8 protein-coding genes are annotated in these 17,955 nt (G+C 71.9%); 7 read left to right on the forward strand and 1 reads right to left on the reverse strand.

Annotated elements, in window-relative coordinates; translation table 11 throughout:
* Positions 1-5 precede the first annotated feature (5 nt).
* Genes MMB92_RS19590 through MMB92_RS19615 form a run of 6 tightly spaced genes read left to right on the forward strand, consistent with a single transcriptional unit; the run spans position 6 to position 6,067 of the window.
* Positions 6-248, forward strand: coding sequence for an MbtH family NRPS accessory protein (locus tag MMB92_RS19590; protein WP_006476052.1), 243 nt, complete (start codon positions 6-8; stop codon positions 246-248).
* A 45-nt stretch (positions 249-293) separates the two neighbouring features.
* Complete coding sequence (locus MMB92_RS19595) at positions 294-1,301, forward strand: TauD/TfdA family dioxygenase (RefSeq protein ID WP_006486082.1); 1,008 nt, start codon at positions 294-296, stop codon at positions 1,299-1,301.
* Entirely contained in the window at positions 1,301-2,149 is an 849-nt protein-coding gene (locus MMB92_RS19600) for an ABC transporter ATP-binding protein (protein ID WP_277562866.1), read from the forward strand. Before MMB92_RS19595 ends, MMB92_RS19600 begins: the two co-directional genes overlap by 1 nt.
* Entirely contained in the window at positions 2,146-4,245 is a 2,100-nt protein-coding gene (fhuB, locus tag MMB92_RS19605) for a Fe(3+)-hydroxamate ABC transporter permease FhuB (RefSeq protein ID WP_205671234.1), read from the forward strand. The genes MMB92_RS19600 and fhuB overlap by 4 nt, the downstream gene beginning before the upstream one ends.
* A complete protein-coding gene (gene fhuF / locus MMB92_RS19610; protein ID WP_059723580.1) occupies positions 4,242-5,042 on the forward strand; it encodes a siderophore-iron reductase FhuF in 801 nt (266 codons plus the stop codon). The genes fhuB and fhuF overlap by 4 nt, the downstream gene beginning before the upstream one ends.
* Positions 5,039-6,067: an iron-siderophore ABC transporter substrate-binding protein gene (locus MMB92_RS19615; protein ID WP_006492070.1), complete on the forward strand. Its 1,029-nt coding sequence runs from the start codon at positions 5,039-5,041 to the stop codon at positions 6,065-6,067. Before fhuF ends, MMB92_RS19615 begins: the two co-directional genes overlap by 4 nt.
* A gap of 191 nt (positions 6,068-6,258) precedes the next feature.
* On the opposite strand, the gene MMB92_RS19620 is transcribed toward MMB92_RS19615, so the two are convergent.
* Positions 6,259-8,004 (reverse strand): cyclic peptide export ABC transporter, encoded by a 1,746-nt coding sequence (locus MMB92_RS19620; RefSeq protein WP_200064046.1) that lies wholly within the window; start codon positions 8,002-8,004, stop codon positions 6,259-6,261.
* A 274-nt stretch (positions 8,005-8,278) separates the two neighbouring features.
* On the opposite strand from MMB92_RS19620, the gene MMB92_RS19625 reads away from it, so the two are divergent.
* A complete protein-coding gene (locus tag MMB92_RS19625) occupies positions 8,279-17,947 on the forward strand; it encodes a non-ribosomal peptide synthetase (RefSeq protein ID WP_277562867.1) in 9,669 nt (3,222 codons plus the stop codon).
* Positions 17,948-17,955 lie beyond the last annotated feature (8 nt).

Raw genomic sequence — 17,955 nt, forward strand, 5'->3', positions numbered from 1 at the left:
CGATCATGACGCAAGCCCCGACGCCTTCCGCCGACACCGACGATCTCGTCTATACGGTCGTCATCAACGACGAAGAACAGTATTCGATCTGGCCGACGTTCCGGCCGGTGCCGGCCGGCTGGCGCGAAGTCGGCGTGAGCGGCCCGAAGGCCGACTGTCTCGCGCACATCGAGACGGTCTGGACCGACATGCGCCCCGCGAGCCTGCGCCGCGCGATGGACGGCGAGCGCGCGACGCGCGCGTCATGACCTGCTGCGCCGCGTGTGCGGCGCGCCACCTGAAGAGGACGTTGCATGACCCTGCTTTCGTTGCCGACGCTCGACGACCTGCGTATCGAGCCGGGGCTGCCCACCGTCGTGTCGCCGCGCGGCAACGACGGGATGTCGATCGACGACGTCGCGCCGCTGGCGCGCGAGATCGCGGCCGACACGCTCGAACGGGCGGGCGGCGTGCTGTTCACGGGCTTTCACGTGCCGTCGATCGATGCGTTCCAGCAATTCGCGGCCTCGTTCGGCGATCCGCTGATCGGCTATGAATACGCGTCGACGCCGCGCAGCCAGGTCGAAGGCGCGGTCTACACGTCGACCGAATACCCGCCGCACCGCGCGATTCCGCTGCACAACGAGCAGTCGTACACGCGCGAATGGCCGCTGCGGATCTGGTTCCACTGCGCGCTTGCCGCGCCGAAGGGCGGGGCGACGCCGATCGCGGACAGCCGTGCCGTGTACCGCGCGCTCGATCCGGCGCTCGTCGCGCGCTTCGAGAAGCGCGAGCTGCTGTACGTGCGCAATTTCGGGCAGGGGCTCGACTTGCCGTGGCAGCAGTCGTTCGGCACCGACGAGCCGGCCGAGGTCGAGCGGATGTGCGCGGCGCGCGGCATCGAATGCGCGTGGCGCACCGACGATGACGGCGAACTGCTGCTGCGCACGCGCGAACGCTGCCAGGCCGTCGCGCGTCATCCGCGCACCGGCGACCGCGTATGGTTCAACCAGGCGAACCTGTTTCACCTGTCGGCGCTCGACGACGACATGCAGGAAGCGCTCGTCGACGCGGTCGGGCTCGAGAACGTGCCGCGCAACGTGTATTACGGCGACGGCGAACCGCTGGAAGCCGACGCGCTCGCGCAGATCCGCGGCGTGCTCGACCAGCAGCGCATCGTGTTCCCGTGGCGCACCGGCGACGTGCTGATGCTCGACAACATGCTGACCGCGCATGCCCGCGACCCGTTCGAGGGGCCGCGCAAGGTCGTCGTCGCGATGGCGCAGAGTTACACGGTCCCGCGCGACCGAACGGAGGATTGATGACGCGTAGTACCGCCGCGCTTGCCGCGCGCGGGCTGTCGGTGGGATATCGCGACCATGTCGTGATCGACGGGCTGGACCTGTCGATCGCGGCCGGCCGCGTGACCGCGCTGTGCGGACCGAACGGCTGCGGCAAGAGCACGCTGCTGCGCACGCTGGCGGGCCTGCAACCCGCGCGTGCCGGCCATGTCGAAGTGAACGGCCGACCGCTCGCGTCGTTTCGCCGTCGCGCGCTCGCGCGCGAGCTGACGATGCTCGCGCAGTTCAACCAGATTCCGTCGGGCCTCACGGTCCGTGAGCTCGTCGCGTACGGGCGCTATGCGTACGGCGGCTTCCTGCGCGGCCTGTCGCGGGCCGATCAGGCGGCGATCGACGAAGCGCTCGACACGAGCGGCCTCGCGGACGATGCGGAGCGCGACGTCGGCGCGCTGTCGGGCGGCGAACGCCAGCGCGCGTGGATCGCGATGGCGCTCGCGCAGCAGGCGCCGATCGTGCTGCTCGACGAGCCGACGACCTATCTCGACATTCATCACCAGCTCGACATCCTCGATGCGCTGCGTGCGCTGAACCGCGCACGCGGACTGACGATCGTGTGGGTGCTGCACGACCTGAACCAGGCGGCCGCGTACAGCGACGAGATCGTGCTGATGCGCGCGGGCCGTCTCGTCGCGCAGGGCACGCCCGACGCGATGCTCGACTCGGCGCGGTTGCGCGCGGCGTTCGGCGTCGAGATGCTGAAGCTCGCGCATCCGCAGACGGGCGCGCCGATGTGCGTACCGGCCTACGGACCGTCGACCGACGGCGCGCCGCAGGCGTCCGCCGTCTTCGACCGGGATCTCGCAGTATGACGACGTTCGCGATGCGCAAGCGCCTCGCGGCGACCGGCAAGGGGACGACGGCGGGGCGGGCCGGCGCGATTGCGTGCGGCCTCGTCGCGTCGATCGCGCTGCTCGCGGCGCTGCGGATTGCTCCCGATCTGCGCGTGTGGTGGGACGCGGCGCCCGGCAGCGATGCCGCGTCGCTCGCGCACGTGTTCCTGTTCGACCTCAATCTGCCGCGTGTCGCGGCCGCGCTCGTCGCGGGCGGCTGCCTCGGCATCGCCGGCGCGCTGTTCCAGTCGCTCACGCGCAATCCGCTCGCATCGCCTGACCTGCTCGGCGTGACGGGCGGCGCCCAGCTCGGCCTGCTCGCGGCGATGCTGGTGCCGGCGCTGGCCGGCGTCGCGTCGGTGCCGCTGCTGTTCGTGTGCGGGCTCGCGGCGGCCGCGTGCGCGATCGTCGCGGCGGGTGGCTGGCGCGCGACGCCGTTGCGGCTCGTGCTTGCCGGCAGTGTGTGCATGCTGCTGTTCGCCGCGCTGTCGACGCTCGTGCTCGCGTTCTTCGAACAGAACATCGCGGGCGCCGCGCTGTGGACCAACGGCAGCCTGTACCAGCCGGGCGCGACGGGCCTCGCGCTCGCCGCGCGCTGGCTCGTCGTGCCGCTCGCCGCGCTGCCGTTCGTGATCCGGCCGCTGAATCCGCTCGCGCTCGGCGACGATGCGGCGGCCGCGGCCGGCGTGCGCGTCGATGCGACGCGGCTCGCCGCGACGATCGTCGCGGTCGCGTTCACGAGCGTGGCCGTCAGCATCGCGGGCCCGCTGTCGTACGTCGGCCTCGTCGCGCCGAACCTGCTGCGCCAGGTGCGCGGCGCGCGTGCGGCGCGGCTCGGCGTGCTGGTGCCGTTGTCGGCGCTCGCCGGCGGCGCGCTGGTGCTGGTCACCGACAGCGCGGTGCTCGCGTCGGGCCTCGACGCGACGCTGTCGACCGGCGTCGCGATCGCGCTGGTCGGCACGCCGCTGATGCTCGCGATGATCCGGCGCGGCGCCGCGTGGTCGGGCGTGCTGCATGCGGATGCCGAACGCGCGGCGGGCGGCGGCGCGACGCGGCTCGTCGGCTGGCTCGAACGGCTCGAACGGCTCGGCTGGCCGCTGCGTACCGCGTTGTTCGTCGTGGCGGGCGTGCTGGTGGTGTGGGTCGGCGTGTCGGCCGGCCCCGAGTGGCTGTCGCCCGCGCGCTGGTTCGCCGCGCTGTCCGGTCACGATGCGCTCGCGCGCATGCTGATCGACCTGCGCATGCCGCGCCTGCTGTGCGCGCTGCTCGCCGGCGCGTTGCTGGCGGTCAGCGGCGTCGCGATGCAGAGCGTCGTGCGCAATCCGCTCGCGGGCCCCGAAGTGCTCGGCGTCACGCAGGGCGCGGGGCTCGTCACGCTGTTCGCGTTGTCGACGTGGCCGCTGATGGGCCACGTGACGCTGGCCGCCGCCGCGCTGATCGGCGGCGGGCTGTCGCTCGCGATCACGCTCGCGCTGAATCACCGGCATCGCTACGCGCCGCTCGCGGTCGCGCTGACCGGCATCGTGATCGGCGCGTTGTGGACCACGCTCGCGCAATGGCTGATCACGCAGGAAAGCGTGCAGCCCGCGCGCTTCGTCGTGTGGCTCGTCGGCGGCACGTACGGCCGCAGCTGGGGCGAGGTGTCGATGCTGCTGCCGTGGTGCGTGCTCGCGGTGCCGGTGTTCGCGTGGCTCGCGAAACCGCTCGACATGCTCGCGCTCGGTGACGACCAGGCGGCCGCGCTCGGCCTGCCGGTGGCCGCGCTGCGACCGCTCGCGCTGACGATCGCGACGCTCGCCGCGTGCGCGGCCGTCGCGGCGGTCGGGCCGGTCGGCTTCATCGGGCTGATGGCGCCGCACGTCGCGACGATGCTCGGCGCGCGCCGGCATCGCACGCGGCTGTGGCTCGCGGCGGCGTGCGGCGCGCTGATCCTCGGGTTGGCGGATCTCGCGGCGCGCACCGTCGTCGCGCCGCGCGAAGTGCCGGCCGGCGTGCTGACCGCGCTGATCGGCGCGCCGTACCTGCTGGGGCTGCTGATTCTCGAGGGGCGCCGCGCCCGGCGCGCGGGACGATGACGCCGGCGCTCGACGGCGCGCGCGCCACGCGCTTTTCGGCGTTCGCGCCGCCACCGTTCGCCGAACACCTCGACGTCGTGTGGCTCGGCATGCCCGACGACGCGCATGGGCCGGGCCGCGTCGTCGTGCCCGTCAGCGCGTTGCCCGCGCACCGCGACGCCGTGCTCGCCGCGATGGTCGACCATTACGGCGGCGATCCGGCGCAGCATGCGCGCGCGCTGATGTCGCAATGGAGCAAATACTATTTCGGCCGCGCGGCACCGGCCGGTGTCGTCGCCGCGCTGACGCTCGGCCGGCCGCTCGACATGACGCCCGAGCGCACGTTCGTTGCGCTCGACGACGGGATGCCGGCCGCGCTGTATTTCGCGGCGGATGCGCTCGGCGCGCCGTGCGACGATCCCGCGCCGCGCTATGCGGGGCTGATCGCGCATCTCGGCGCGGTGATCGATCTGCTCGCGGCGATGGGCCGCGTCACGCCGCGCGTGCTGTGGAGCAACGCGGGCAATCTGCTCGACTACCTGCTCGATACCTGTCGTTCGTGGCCGTGCGCGGCCGATCCCGTCGGCGACGCGCACTGGCTGTTCGGTTCGACCTGCATGCGTGGCGAATCGAATCCGCTGCGCATGCCCGTGCGCGATGCCGTGCCGCGCTCGCCGCTGCTGCCGACGCCGTTTCGCGCGCGCCGCGTGTGCTGCCTGCGCTACGAAATTCCTGGAGAAACGCAACTGTGTGGAAGCTGCCCCCTGCTACTGACGATGGACGACGCGGCGCTGGCCGAGCAGGACGCGATCCGGTGACGCACGCCGGCCGCCGGCATGCGCTCGGTGCGCTCGCGGCGGCACTCGGCGCCGTGTGCTGCGGTGCATTTCCCGCATCGGCGGCGGCTGCCGTTTCCGCGGCCGGAGGCGCAGGCGGTGCGCACGGCGGCGTGTCGCTGGCCGGCAATCCCGTCGTGTCGCAGGCCAGCGCGAAGATGCCCGTGCGGCCGCAGCGCGTGGTCGCGCTCGACTTCATGTTCGCGGAAAGCGTGATCGCGCTCGACCTCGTGCCGGCCGGGATGGCCGATACGGCGTTCTACCCGGGCTGGCTCGGCTACCGCAGCGAGCAGCTCGCGCACGTGACCGACATCGGCTCGCGGCAGGAGCCGGGACTCGAGGCGATCGCGGCGGTCAAGCCGGATCTCATCATCGGCGTCGGCTTCCGGCATGCGCCGATCTTCGACGCACTCGACCGGATCGCGCCGACGATCCTGTTCCAGTTCAGCCCGAACGTGTCGGAAGGCGGCGTACCGGTCACGCAGCTCGACTGGATGCGGCAGATCTTCCGGACGATCGGTGCGGTGACGGGGCGCGACGCGCGCGCGCAGGCGGTCGAAGCGCAACTCGACGCCGGCATCGCGCGCAACGCGGCGCGGCTCGCGGCCGCCGGCCGCCACGGCGAGCGCGTCGCGCTGCTGCAGGATCTCGGCTTGCCCGATCGTTACTGGGCGTATACGGGCAACAGCACGTCGGCGGGCCTCGCGCGGGCGCTCGGGCTCGATCCGTGGCCGAAGAAGCCGACGCGGGAAGGCACGCTATACGTGACGTCGGCCGATCTGCTGCGGCAGCGCGACCTCGCCGTGCTATTCGTGACCGCGTCGGGGATGGACGTGCCGTTGTCGACCAAACTCGATTCGCCGGTGTGGCGCTTCGTGCCCGCGTTGAAGGACCATCGGATCGCGCTGATCGAGCGCAACATCTGGGGGTTCGGCGGGCCGATGTCGGCGCTGAAGCTGGCCGACGTGATGACCGATACGATGCTGAAGCTGCCGGCCGTGCGTTGAGCGCGCGGTGCGCGTCGAGCCGCAGGCGATGCGACGTTTGACGGGCAGGGCGTTGTGATCGGCCCGACGACGCATGGCGTCCGCCTTTCCTGGTCGCCACACGTCAGCGGCTGAACTCCCCGCTGAAACGACCATCGCCGGCACACTGCCACTGCAGCGTGCCGGCGATTTTTTCATCGACTGTCGTCGTGTTACGCGCTCAGCGCATCGACGCCATCCTGCGCACGCAGGCGCGCCGGTTGCGTGTCGCTGACGATGCGCCCGTTGTCGAGCTTCAGCAGACGGTCGGCGAGATCGAAGTAGCGGTCGTCGTGCGTGATCACGATCACGGCCTTGCCGCGCGCGCGCAGCTCGGGCAGCAATTGTTCGTAGAACACCGCCTTGAACGACGGGTCCTGGTCGGCCGCCCATTCGTCGAACAGGTAGAACGGACGATCTTCCAGGTACGCGACGACGAGCGCGAGCCGCTTGCGCTGCCCGGTCGACAGCGCGCGCGTCGAGAACGCGCCGTCGACCACCTTCACCTTGTGATCGAGCGCGAGTTTCGCGACGAGCGCGTTCGCTCGCGCATCGGCCTGCGCACGCGACGGATCGTCGGGATCGACGATGCCGAGCAGCGCATCGAACAGGTGGAAATCGTTGAACACCGCGCTGAAGCGCTGCCGGTAGGCCGCGCGCTCGCGCCAGCCGATCGTGCGGCCGTCGACCTCGATCGTGCCTTGCTCGGGCTCGTAGAGCCCCGTCAGCACCTTCGCGAGCGTGGTCTTGCCGCTGCCGTTGCCGCCGACGATGAACACGAGCTCGCCCGGCTTGATCGTCAGGTCGATCGGCCCGATGCTGAACATCCGTTCGTCGCGTTCGTGGAAGTACGCGTGCGTGACGCCGCGCAGCGTGACGGCGCCGGCCGGCGGCACGTCGGGCGCATCGGCCGCGGGCGGCACCGTGCGCAGCGCGCCGAACTCGGCCATCACGCCTTCGATCCGCGTGAGCGACACGCGCGCCGCGTTGACGGTCGGCAGGTTGTTCAGCAGGCCGTCGAGCGGCACCAGCATGAACAGGAACACGACGACGTAGCCGGCGGCCGCGGCCGGGTCGGCATGCACGCCGAGCTGCGGCCAGAACGACGCGACGCCGAGGAACACGTAGAACAGGAAGATGATCCAGCCGACCCCGACCGCATACGCGCTGAACGCGCGGCGTCGGTGGTCGCGCACTTCGCCGATTGCGGCGCCGAGCTGGCCGTCGACGAACTGGCGGGCGCGCGCATCGTGCAGCTTCAGCTCCTTCGCGCCGGAGAACAGCGAGCCGAGATAGCCGAACAGGCGGTCCTGCGCGTGGCCGGCGGCTTCGAGCGACGCGATCGCGCGGCGGTCGCCGGTGTGATAGCCGAGCGAGCCGGCGATGATCGCGGCCAGCGCCAGCAGGCACACGGGCCACGACAGCCACGCCAGATAGCCGAGGCAGCCGAACACGATCGAGCCGTGCATGACGAGGTTCGGCAGCGCGAAGAACAGCATCGACACGTTGGTCGCGTCGTCGGTCAGCACCGACTGCACGGGCGCGGCGCCGATCCGCTCGATGTCGCGCAATTCGGCCGCGCCGACGCGCCGCGCCAGATGCACGCGCAGCCGCGCCATCGTGTCCTGCGACAGGCGGGCGAACAGCGTGCCCGACACGATCCGCGTGACGAGCGCGATCACCGCGCACAGCGCGAAGCGCCACGCGAGCGACGCATCGGCGGCGCCCGGTTGCGACAGCGCGCGGTTCAGCGTCGCGACGAGCAGCACGCTCGCGACGCCGTTCAGCACGCAGGCGGTGAGCGCCAGCGTGAGCGACACACGGCTTTCGCGCAGCAGCGCAAGGATCAGGCGCGCCGCGGGGCGGCCGTGGGAAGCGTCGAGGGACGGCGGGGAAGAAGGCTCGTGGGCGGCTGTCATCGGCAACGTCGGTAAAGGGAAGGCAGGCAATCAAGCGGAAACGGCAAATCTGACGCGAAAGCGGCGGGCGGGGGGCGCGCCCCATTCCCGGCTTTCCTCCCTGATAGACGAACGGGCCGCGCAAATATTTAGCCCCATCGTCAAAAAAAGCCGCCGCACGCACTTTGCACGCAAAACGGTAAAAAATCGGCCGCGCCGTTCGTCACACCAGTGAAGCCGCCCCAAGCGGCCCCGAGACTTGGCCGAAGCGGCCGGACCGAAGGACTTCACGCACATGACGAGTTTCCCGACTGCGCTGCATCACCGAATCCGCGAACTGGCGCGCCTCGCGCCCGACGCACCCGCCATCGCGGTGCCTTTCCAGAACGACCTGCGCCTGTCGCGCGGTGCGCTCGACGCACGTGCATCGCAGCTCGCGCGGCAACTGCGCGCGGCCGGTGTCGGCGCCGAAGTGCGGGTCGGCGTGTGCGTCGAGCGTTCGGGCGAACTGTTCGTCGCGCTGCTGGCCGTGCTGAAGGCGGGCGGCGTATTCGTGCCGCTCGATCCGCGCCATCCGGCCGCGCGCCTCGACTGGATCGTGCAGGATGCGCAACTGCGGCACGGCATCGTCGACACCGCCGGCCGCGCGGCGCTCGGCACGCCGTTCGAACACGCGTTCGACGCGACCGCCGACGCATCGGGCGTCGCGCAGGATCACGCGTTCGATGACGACACCGTGGCCGTGCACCCGCGTTCGGCCGCCTACATGATCTACACGTCGGGCTCGACCGGCACGCCGAAGGCGGTGGTCGTCGAGCACGGGCCGCTCGCCGCGCACTGCGACGCGCTTGCCGCCGCGCTGCCGATCGAGGCCGGCGACCGTCTGCTGCATTTCGCGTCGGTCAACTTCGACGCCGCGCACGAATGCTGGCTCGCGCCGCTCGCGGTCGGCGCCGGCATCGTCGTCGCGCCGCCGCAGCCGTTCGCGCCGGTCGACGCGCATGCGCTGATGGTGCGCGAAGCAGTCAACGTCGCCGCGTTTCCGCCTGCGTACCTGCGTGAATTCGCGGCCGTCGCCGCGCGCGACGGCGTGCCGCCGGCATTGCGCGTGCTCGCGTTCGGCGGCGAGGCGCTGCCGCAGCAGGCATTCGAATTCGTGCGCCGCACGTTCCCGGCCGTGCGCCTGATCAACGGTTACGGGCCGACCGAGGCCGTGATCTCGCCGATGCTGTGGCCGGTCGAGCCGGGCGAGACGCCGGTGCTGGCCGCGGACGACGCGTATGCGTCGTTGCCGATCGGTAGCGTGATCGGCCCGCGGGCCGCACGCATCGACGGCGCGGCAGCCGATGGCGTGGGCGAACTGCTGCTCGGCGGTGTGTGCGTCGCCCGCGGTTATCACGGCCGCCCGGCGCTCACGGCCGAACGTTTCGTTCCCGATGCGGACGGTGAGCCCGGCGCGCGCGTTTATCGCACCGGCGACCTGGCACGCCTGCGCGACGACGGCGCATACGATTATCTGGGCCGCCTCGACGATCAGGTCCAGGTGCGCGGCGTGCGCGTGGAGCCGGCGGAAATCGCCGCGTGCCTGCGCTCGCACCCGGCCGTGGCGGACGCGGCCGTCATCGCCGAAACCGCCAACGGGCCGACGCGGCTGATCGCATGCGTCGCGCTGCGCGCGGCGGCCGACGATGCCGCGTTGAAGGCGCACGTGGCCGCGCAGTTGCCGGCTGCGTGGCAGCCGCACCGGTTCGTGCGTTGCGATGCGCTGCCGTACACGCTGAACGGCAAGCTCGACCGTGCCGCGCTGCGCGAGCGGATTGCCGCTGCGCGCGATACGACGCAAGCCGCCGGCGATGCGCCGCGCACGCCGACCGAACGGCAGATCGCCGGTCTCTGGCAGACGCTGCTGGGCCTCGACGTCATGCCGTCGCGCGACGATCGTTTCTTCGCGCTGGGCGCCGATTCGCTCGCCACGATGCAGTTGCAGGCCGCGATTCGTGCGGCCGTTCGTGTGAATCTGCGGCTCGATACGCTGTTCGCCGATCCGGCGCTCGCCGAGCTGGCCGACACGGTCGACCGTGCGGAACGCGAGACCGGCGAACCGCTCGCCACGATTACCGCGCGCCGTGCGCCGGCCGCCGTGGCCGCGCCGTACGTCGATCGCGCGGCATCGCTCGCGCAGCAACGTTTCTGGGTGCTCGCGCAAACGCGCGACGCAAGCGCCGCGTATCACATCGCCGCACACTGGACGATCGACGGCGTGCTCGACCGCGACGCGCTGCAGCGCGCGCTCGATCACGTGATCGGCCGTCACGAAGCGTGGCGCACGACGCTCGTCGACAACGACGACGGCGTCGTGATGCAGCGGATTCATGCGCATTTGCCGGTGTCGATCGCCACGGTCGACCTGCGCGATCAACCGCCGGCCGCCCGCGACGCGCACGCCGCGCGTCTGGCCGAGCGCGATGCGGCCGAGCCGTTCGACCTCGCACGCGGCCCGCTGCTGCGCGCGACGCTGGTCGTGCTCGCCGACGACCGTCACCGGCTGCTGCTGACCGCGCATCACGCGATCACCGACGGCTGGAGCTCGCGCTGCGCGTTCGACGAACTGTCGGCCGCGTATTGCGCGTATGCCGAAGGGCGCGAGCCGTCGCTGCCCGATCTGCCGATCCAGTACGCCGACTACGCGGACTGGCAGCGCGACATGCTGGCCGGCGGCGAGGGCGAGCGTCAGCTCGACTACTGGCGCGGCGCGTTGCGCGACGTGCCGGGCCCGCTCGCGTTGCCGGTCGACCGCCAGCCGGGCGCCACGCGCACGCTGCAGGGCGCCCGCGTGTCGGTGCGCCTGCCCGATGCGGTCGCGGCCGACGTGCGGCAACTCGCACGGGACGCCCAGGCGACCGTCTTCACGGTGCTGCTGGCCGCGCTCGACGCGTGGCTGTCGCGCGTGACCGGTGAAACGGACGTCGTCGTCGCGGTGCCGGTCGCGCATCGCCAGCGCCCCGAAACGCGTGCATTGCTGGGTCTGTTCCTGAATACGGTCGCGCTGCGGGTACGCGTGGCGCCGACGCTGCCGTTCCGCGAGCTCGTCGACGCGGCGCGCACCGCGGCGCTCGATGCGGTCGCGCACCAGGACGTGCCGTTCGAGCGCGTCGTCGATGCGGTGAAGCCGCCCGTCAAGCGCGGCGACGAATGGCTGCGCGTGAAATTCGCGCAGCAGTTCGACGCACGGCACGACAGCGTGCTGCCGCGCGCCACGGCGGTCGCGACGCCGGGGCCCGATCTCGCCGCGCGCTTCGACTTCGCGCTGGATTTCACCGACGATGCGAACGGGATCGAACTGGTCGCGGCCTATGCGACCGACTGCATCGATGCCGATACCGCGCGTGCGTGGCTCGACAGCTATGCGGCGCTCGTCGGCGCGGCCGCGCACGCTCCGCAGCATACGACGGCCGCGCTGCCGTGCGATGCGTCGGCTGCATCGCGCCAGCCGCGCGACGGTCGCGCGCTGCGTATCGAGCATGCCGACATCGTCGCCGCATTCGCGCGGCAGGCGGCTGCCTATCCGCATCGCGTCGCGCTGTCGGATGCATCGACTTCGCTGACGTTCGCGGAACTCGACGACGCATCGAACCGCATCGCACGGGCACTGGCACAACGCGGCGTGGCCGCCGAAGCGGCCGTCGTGGTCTGCATCGAGCGCTCGACACGGTTCGTCGTCGGCCTGCTCGGCGCGCTGAAAGCCGGCGCGCTCGCCGTGCTGCTCGATCCCGCCCAGCCCGCCGCGCGTCTCGCCGCGGCTGCCGCCGACTGCGACGCGCGCTGGGCGCTCGTCGCGGAACCGGCCGCGTGGCCAGCCGGCATCGACGCGCAGCCGCTCGACGTCGACGCGCTCGCGCAGGACGCGACGCTCGCTCATGCGGCCGGCGTGCGCGTTGCGCCGCACCCGGAACAGGGTGCATACCTGATCTATACGTCCGGCTCGACCGGCACGCCGAAGGGCGTCGTCGTATCGCATGGCGCGCTGGCCGACTACGTGCAGGGGATGCTCGACGAACTCGCGTTCGCGCCCGATGCGTCGTTCGCAATGGTGTCGACGGTCGCGGCCGATCTCGGCCACACGACGCTGTTCGGCGCATTGTGCGCGGGCCGTACGCTCCATCTGCTGCCGGCCGCTTGCGCATTCGATCCTGACCTGTTCGCCGACGAAATGCGCCGCCGTGAAGTCGGCGTGCTGAAGATCGTGCCGAGCCATCTGCAGGCGTTGCTCGACGCGCGCGTGCCGGCCGACGTGCTGCCGCGCCACGCGCTCGTGACGGGCGGCGAAACGCTCACGTGGGCGCTCGTCGCGCGCCTGGCCGCGCTCGCGTCGGCGTGCCGCGTGATCAACCATTACGGGCCGACCGAAGCGACGGTCGGCGCGCTCGCGTGCGATACGGCGTCGATTGCCGCCGACGCGCGCGATCCCGCGAGCGGCGTGCCGCTCGGGCTGCCGCTGCCGAATGCGCGCGCGCTGGTGCTCGACGCGTTCGGCGCGTGCGTGCCGGCCGGCGCGACGGGCGAGCTGTATCTGGGCGGGCCGGGCGTCGCGCGCGGCTACCTCGGACGCCCGGCGCAAACCGCCGAGCGCTTCGTGCCCGATCCGTTCACGCCCGGCGCACGGCTGTATCGCACGGGCGACCGCGTACGGCTGCGTACGGACGGACGCCTCGCGTTCCTCGGCCGGATCGACGATCAGGTGAAGATTCGCGGCTACCGCGTCGAGCCGGGCGAGGTGAGTGCGGCCGTGCGTGCGGCCGGCCCGATCGCGCAGGCCGAAACGCTCGCGATCGAGCACGATGGCCGCCTGCGGCTCGCGACCTTCGTCGTGATGCGCGACGGCGCGGCATTCGACGAAGCCGCGGTGCGCGCGGCGCTCGCCGCGAAGCTGCCCGACTACATGGTGCCCGCGCAGTTCGTCGCACTGGCGCGCCTGCCGGTGACCGCGAACGGCAAGATCGATCGCGCGGCGTTGCGCGAACTCGCAGCCGTGCCGGTTGTAGTCGCATCCAGCGATGCGCCGCAGGGCGCGGTCGAAACGGTGCTCGCCGACGTCTGGCAGGCCGTGCTGAAGGCGCCGAAGGTCGGACGCGACGACAACTTCTTCGAACTCGGCGGCGATTCGATCCTCGTGCTGCAGGTGATCGCCCGTGCGCGCAAGCGCGGCGTGCGCTTCACGCCGAAGCAACTGTTCGACGGGCCGACCGTCGCCGAACTCGCGCGCGTGGCGAAAACCGACGACACGGCCGTTGCCGCGCAGCCGGCGAGCGCGGTTCCGACCGCGACTGCGGCTGCCACGGCCTCGCCGGCTGCCGCCGCGATCCTGACGCCCGCGCAGCAGCGCTTCTTCGCGCTCGATATCCCGCACCGCGGCCACTGGAACCAGTCGGTGTCGTTCGATGTGCGGGGCGCGTTCGATGCAGACGCATTCGCCCGCGCATTCGACGCGGTGCTCACGCATCACGATGCATTCCGCCAGCGCTTCGCACGCGGCGCCGACGGCACGTGGCACGCGAGCGATGCGGCGAAACCGTACGATGCGCTGCCGTTCGTGGAAGTCGCCGCACGCGACGACGCCGACGCGCTGGCACGCTTCGACGCGCTGCAGCGCCGTCTCGACCTCGGCAACGGGCCGCTCGCGTGCGCGTGCGCGGCACGGCTGCCGGACGGTTCGACCCGGCTTTATCTCGCGATTCACCACGCGATCGTCGATGGCGTGTCGTGGCGCATCCTGCTCGACGACCTGGACAGCGCCTATCGCGCCGCATGCGAGCGCACGCCGGTTCGCCTGTCGCAGCCCGGCCTGCGCGCGGACGCCTGGGCCGCACGGCTCGCCCGCGCGGCAACGGAACCGGCGTCGCCGTTCGCGGCCGAAGCCGCCTACTGGGCCGGCATGGCACAGGGCGACGACATCGTGGCCGATCACCCCGACGCGGCGGCGACGAACGCCGATGCGGCCGTCGTCGTGCAGACGATCGACGCGGCATTGACGCGCGCCGCGCTGACCGACGCGCACGCGGCCTATCGCACGCAGACGATCGAGCTGCTCGGCGCGGCGCTCGCGCTGGCGCTGGCCGGCGCGCGCGGCGCCGCATCGTGCCGGGTCGAACTGGAAGGACACGGCCGCGAAGCGCTGTTCGACGATGCGGACGCCAGCCGCACGATCGGCTGGCTGACGAGCCATTACCCGGTGACGCTGCCGGTCGCAGCGACGGCCCGCGACACGCTGTGCGCGGTCAAGGACACGCTGCGCGCGGTGCCGCACAAGGGGCTCGGCTTCGGCGTGCTCGCACACTATGGCGATGCAGCCACGCGCGCGGCGCTGGCCGCCGTGCCGCGCCCGCGCGTCACGTTCAACTATCTCGGCCAGTTCGACGCGCCGCGCGATGCGACACTCGTCCCGCGCTTCGGCGGCACGGGCATCGAGCGCGATCCCCGAGGGCCGCTCGGCAACACGCTCGCGATCCATGCGTACCTCGACACGGACGGCGACGGCGCGCGCACGCTGAAGGTCCATTGGGTCTACGGTGCGCCGCAATTCGAACGCGCGACGATCGACGCATTCGCCGAACGCTTCGCGGCCGCGCTGCGCGAACTCGTCGACGCCTGCGCGTCACGCGTCGCGCATCGCGGCGCCGGCGCGACGCCCGGCGATTTCCCGCTCGCGCAGGCCGCCGGCCTCACGCAGGGCGCGATCGAACACGCGCCGCTCGACTGGCGCACGATCGACGACGTGTATCCGCTGTCGCCGATGCAGCAGGGCATCCTGTTCCATGCGCTGTTCGCGCCCGGCCACGCGAGCTACGTGAACCAGCTCGTCGCGACCGCGACGGCGCTCGACGCCGACCGGCTCGCGGCCGCGTTCGACGCGTCCATCGCGCGTCACGACATCCTGCGCACGAGCGTGATGCCGGACGAAGCCGCGCCGCTGCAGTGCGTGCATCGTCACGCGCGCATGCCGGTCGAACAGCTCGACTGGCGCACGCGCGGCGACACGCTCGACGCCGATTTCGACGCCTGGCTCGCGGCCGACCGCACGCGCGGCTTCGACTGGCGCGAGCCGCCGCTGATGCGGCTCACGCTGATCCGCGTGACGGACGACGCGTGGCGGGTCGTCTGGACGCGTCACCACGTATTGCTCGACGGCTGGAGCACCGCGCGCCTGCTCGCCGACGTGCTGCGCGACTATCGCGACCCGGACGCCGTGTCGCCGTTCGCGAGCCGTCCGGCATTGCGCTATCGCGATTTCATCGCATGGCTCGGCACGCGTGACCGCGATGCCGACGAGCGCTTCTGGACCGGGCGCCTGGCACGGCTCGACGCACCGACGCTGATCGCGGAACGCACGGCCGACCGCGCGGAAGCCGAGATGGTCACGTGGCGCGCGACGCTCGATGCCGACACGATGACGCGCGTCGCGCAGACCGCCCGCGCGCTGAAGCTGACCGTCAACACGCTGGTGCAGGGCGCGTGGGCGCTCGCGCTGCAACGGATGACGCACCAGCCGGCCGTCGCGTTCGGCGCGACCGTCGCGGGCCGTCCCGATGCGCTCGCGGACGTCGATTCGGTGCTCGGTCTTTTCATCAACACGCTGCCGGTCATCACCGCGCCGGCGCCGCAGCAACGTGCGGCCGACTGGCTGCACACGCTGCAGCGCGAGAACGCGGCCGCCGCCGAACACGCGCACACGCCGCTCGCCGACATCCAGCGCTGGGCGCGCGGGTCGGGCGGCGCACTGTTCGACACGCTGGTCGTGTTCGAGAACTATCCGGTCGACGAGTCGGTGCGCGACGCCGATCCGCGCGCGCTGGCGTTGAGCGGCGTGCGCAGCATCGAAGCGACCGATTTCGCGCTGACGCTCGTGATCGAGAGCGGCGCCGAACTGACGATCGACTACGGGTACGACACCGCACGCGTCGATGCGCGTCAAGTCGAGACCTGGCATCGCGCGTTTGCCTGCGCGCTCGATGCGCTGGCCCGCACGCCGGACGCGCGGCTCGGCACGTTGTCGATCGCCGATGAGGCGACCCGCGACGCGCTGGTACGTGCGCAGGACACCGCGCGGACCTGGCCGCCCGGGCAACGGCAGCCGCTGCACCTGCAATTCGTCGATGCGGCACGCGCGACGCCCGACGCGATCGCACTCGAGTACGCGGACACTCACGGCCGCGTGCAGCGCGCGACCTATCGCGAACTCGACGCCGCCACGTCGCGCATCGCGGCCGCGCTGCGCCGGCGCGGCGTGCGGCCCGACACACCGGTCGCGCTGTGCGTCGAGCGTTCGTTCGACATGGTGATGGCGCTCGTCGGCGTGCTGAAGGCCGGCGCCGCGTACCTGCCGGTCGATCCCGACTATCCGGCCGAGCGCATCGCATACCTGCTGCGCGACGCGCGGCCGGCCGTCGCGATCACGCAGGCGCATCTGCGCGAGCAGGTCGAGGCCGCGCTGGGCGAGGGCGCCGACACGCAGTTGCTGACGGTCGCGGATCTGCTGGCCGACGAAGCGGACGATGTCGCCGATGAAACCGCGGCGATCGACGACGCGCAGCTCGCGTACCTGATCTACACGTCCGGCTCGACCGGCAAGCCGAAGGGCGCCGGCAACACGCACGGCGCGCTCGCGAACCGGATCGCGTGGATGCAGCATGCGTACCGGCTGACGGGCGACGACGTCGTGCTGCACAAGACGCCGTTCGGCTTCGACGTGTCGGTGTGGGAATTCGTGTGGCCGCTCGCGATCGGTGCGAAGCTCGCGATCGCCGCGCCCGGCGACCACCGCGATCCGGCGCGTCTGGCTGCCGCAATCCACGCGCACGGCGTGACGGTGCTGCATTTCGTGCCGTCGATGCTCGCCGCGTTCGCCGCGCATCTCGACGATTTCTCGGCCGCCGCGCAATGCGACAGCGTGCGCCTGATCGTCGCGAGCGGGGAGGCGCTGGCGCCCGAGCTCGTCGCGAAGATGGCGCGCCTGTTGCCGAACGCGACGCTCGTGAACCTGTACGGGCCGACCGAGGCCGCGATCGACGTGTCGCACTGGACCTGCGGGCCCGACGACGCGCAAGCGGTCGCGGTGCCGATCGGCCATCCGATCGCGAACCTGCAACTGCACGTGCTGGATGCCGCGTGGCAGCCGGTGCCGGCCGGCGCGACCGGCGAACTGTATCTCGCGGGCGCGGGCCTCGCGCGCGGCTATCTCGGCCGTCCCGCGCTGACCGCCGAGCGGTTCGTACCCGATCCGTTCGTGCCGGGCGCCCGCATGTACCGCACCGGCGACCTCGCGCGCCGGCGCGCGGACGGCGCGCTCGACTACCTCGGCCGGGTCGACACGCAGGTGAAGCTGCGCGGCCAGCGGATCGAGCCGGGCGAGATCGAGGCGCTGCTGCGCGCGGCGCCGGGCGTCAACGATGCGGTCGTGATCGTGCGCGACGAGCAACTGATCGGCTATGTCGCCCGCGGCGAGGCCGGCCCGCTCGACCGTGCGGCGCTGCTCGACGCGCTGCGCGCGCAACTGCCGGCGTACATGGTGCCGTCGCAGCTGATCGAGCTCGACGCATTGCCGGTCACGCCGAACGGCAAGTGCGATCGCCATGCGCTACCCGCGCCGGTGCGTGAAGCGGCCGACGCCGTCGAACTCGCGACCGACACCGAGCGCGCGCTCGCCGACATCTGGCAACGCGTGCTGCACGTGGACGCGATCGGCCGCGACGGCGATTTCTTCCTGCTCGGCGGCCATTCGCTGCTCGCGACGCAGGCCCACGCGCAGGCCAACCTGCACTGGGGCCTGGCGCTGCCGCTGCGCACGCTGTTCGACACGCGCACGCTGGCGCGCTGCGCGGAAGCGATCGACGCGGCCTGCGCGGCACGCGGCGCGACCGATGCGGCGAGCGCAATCGACGCGCTGCTCGGCGAACTGGAAACCCAATAAGGACGACG

This window comes from Burkholderia sp. IO2, from assembly GCF_029522185.1.
GTDB lineage: Bacteria > Pseudomonadota > Gammaproteobacteria > Burkholderiales > Burkholderiaceae > Burkholderia > Burkholderia cenocepacia.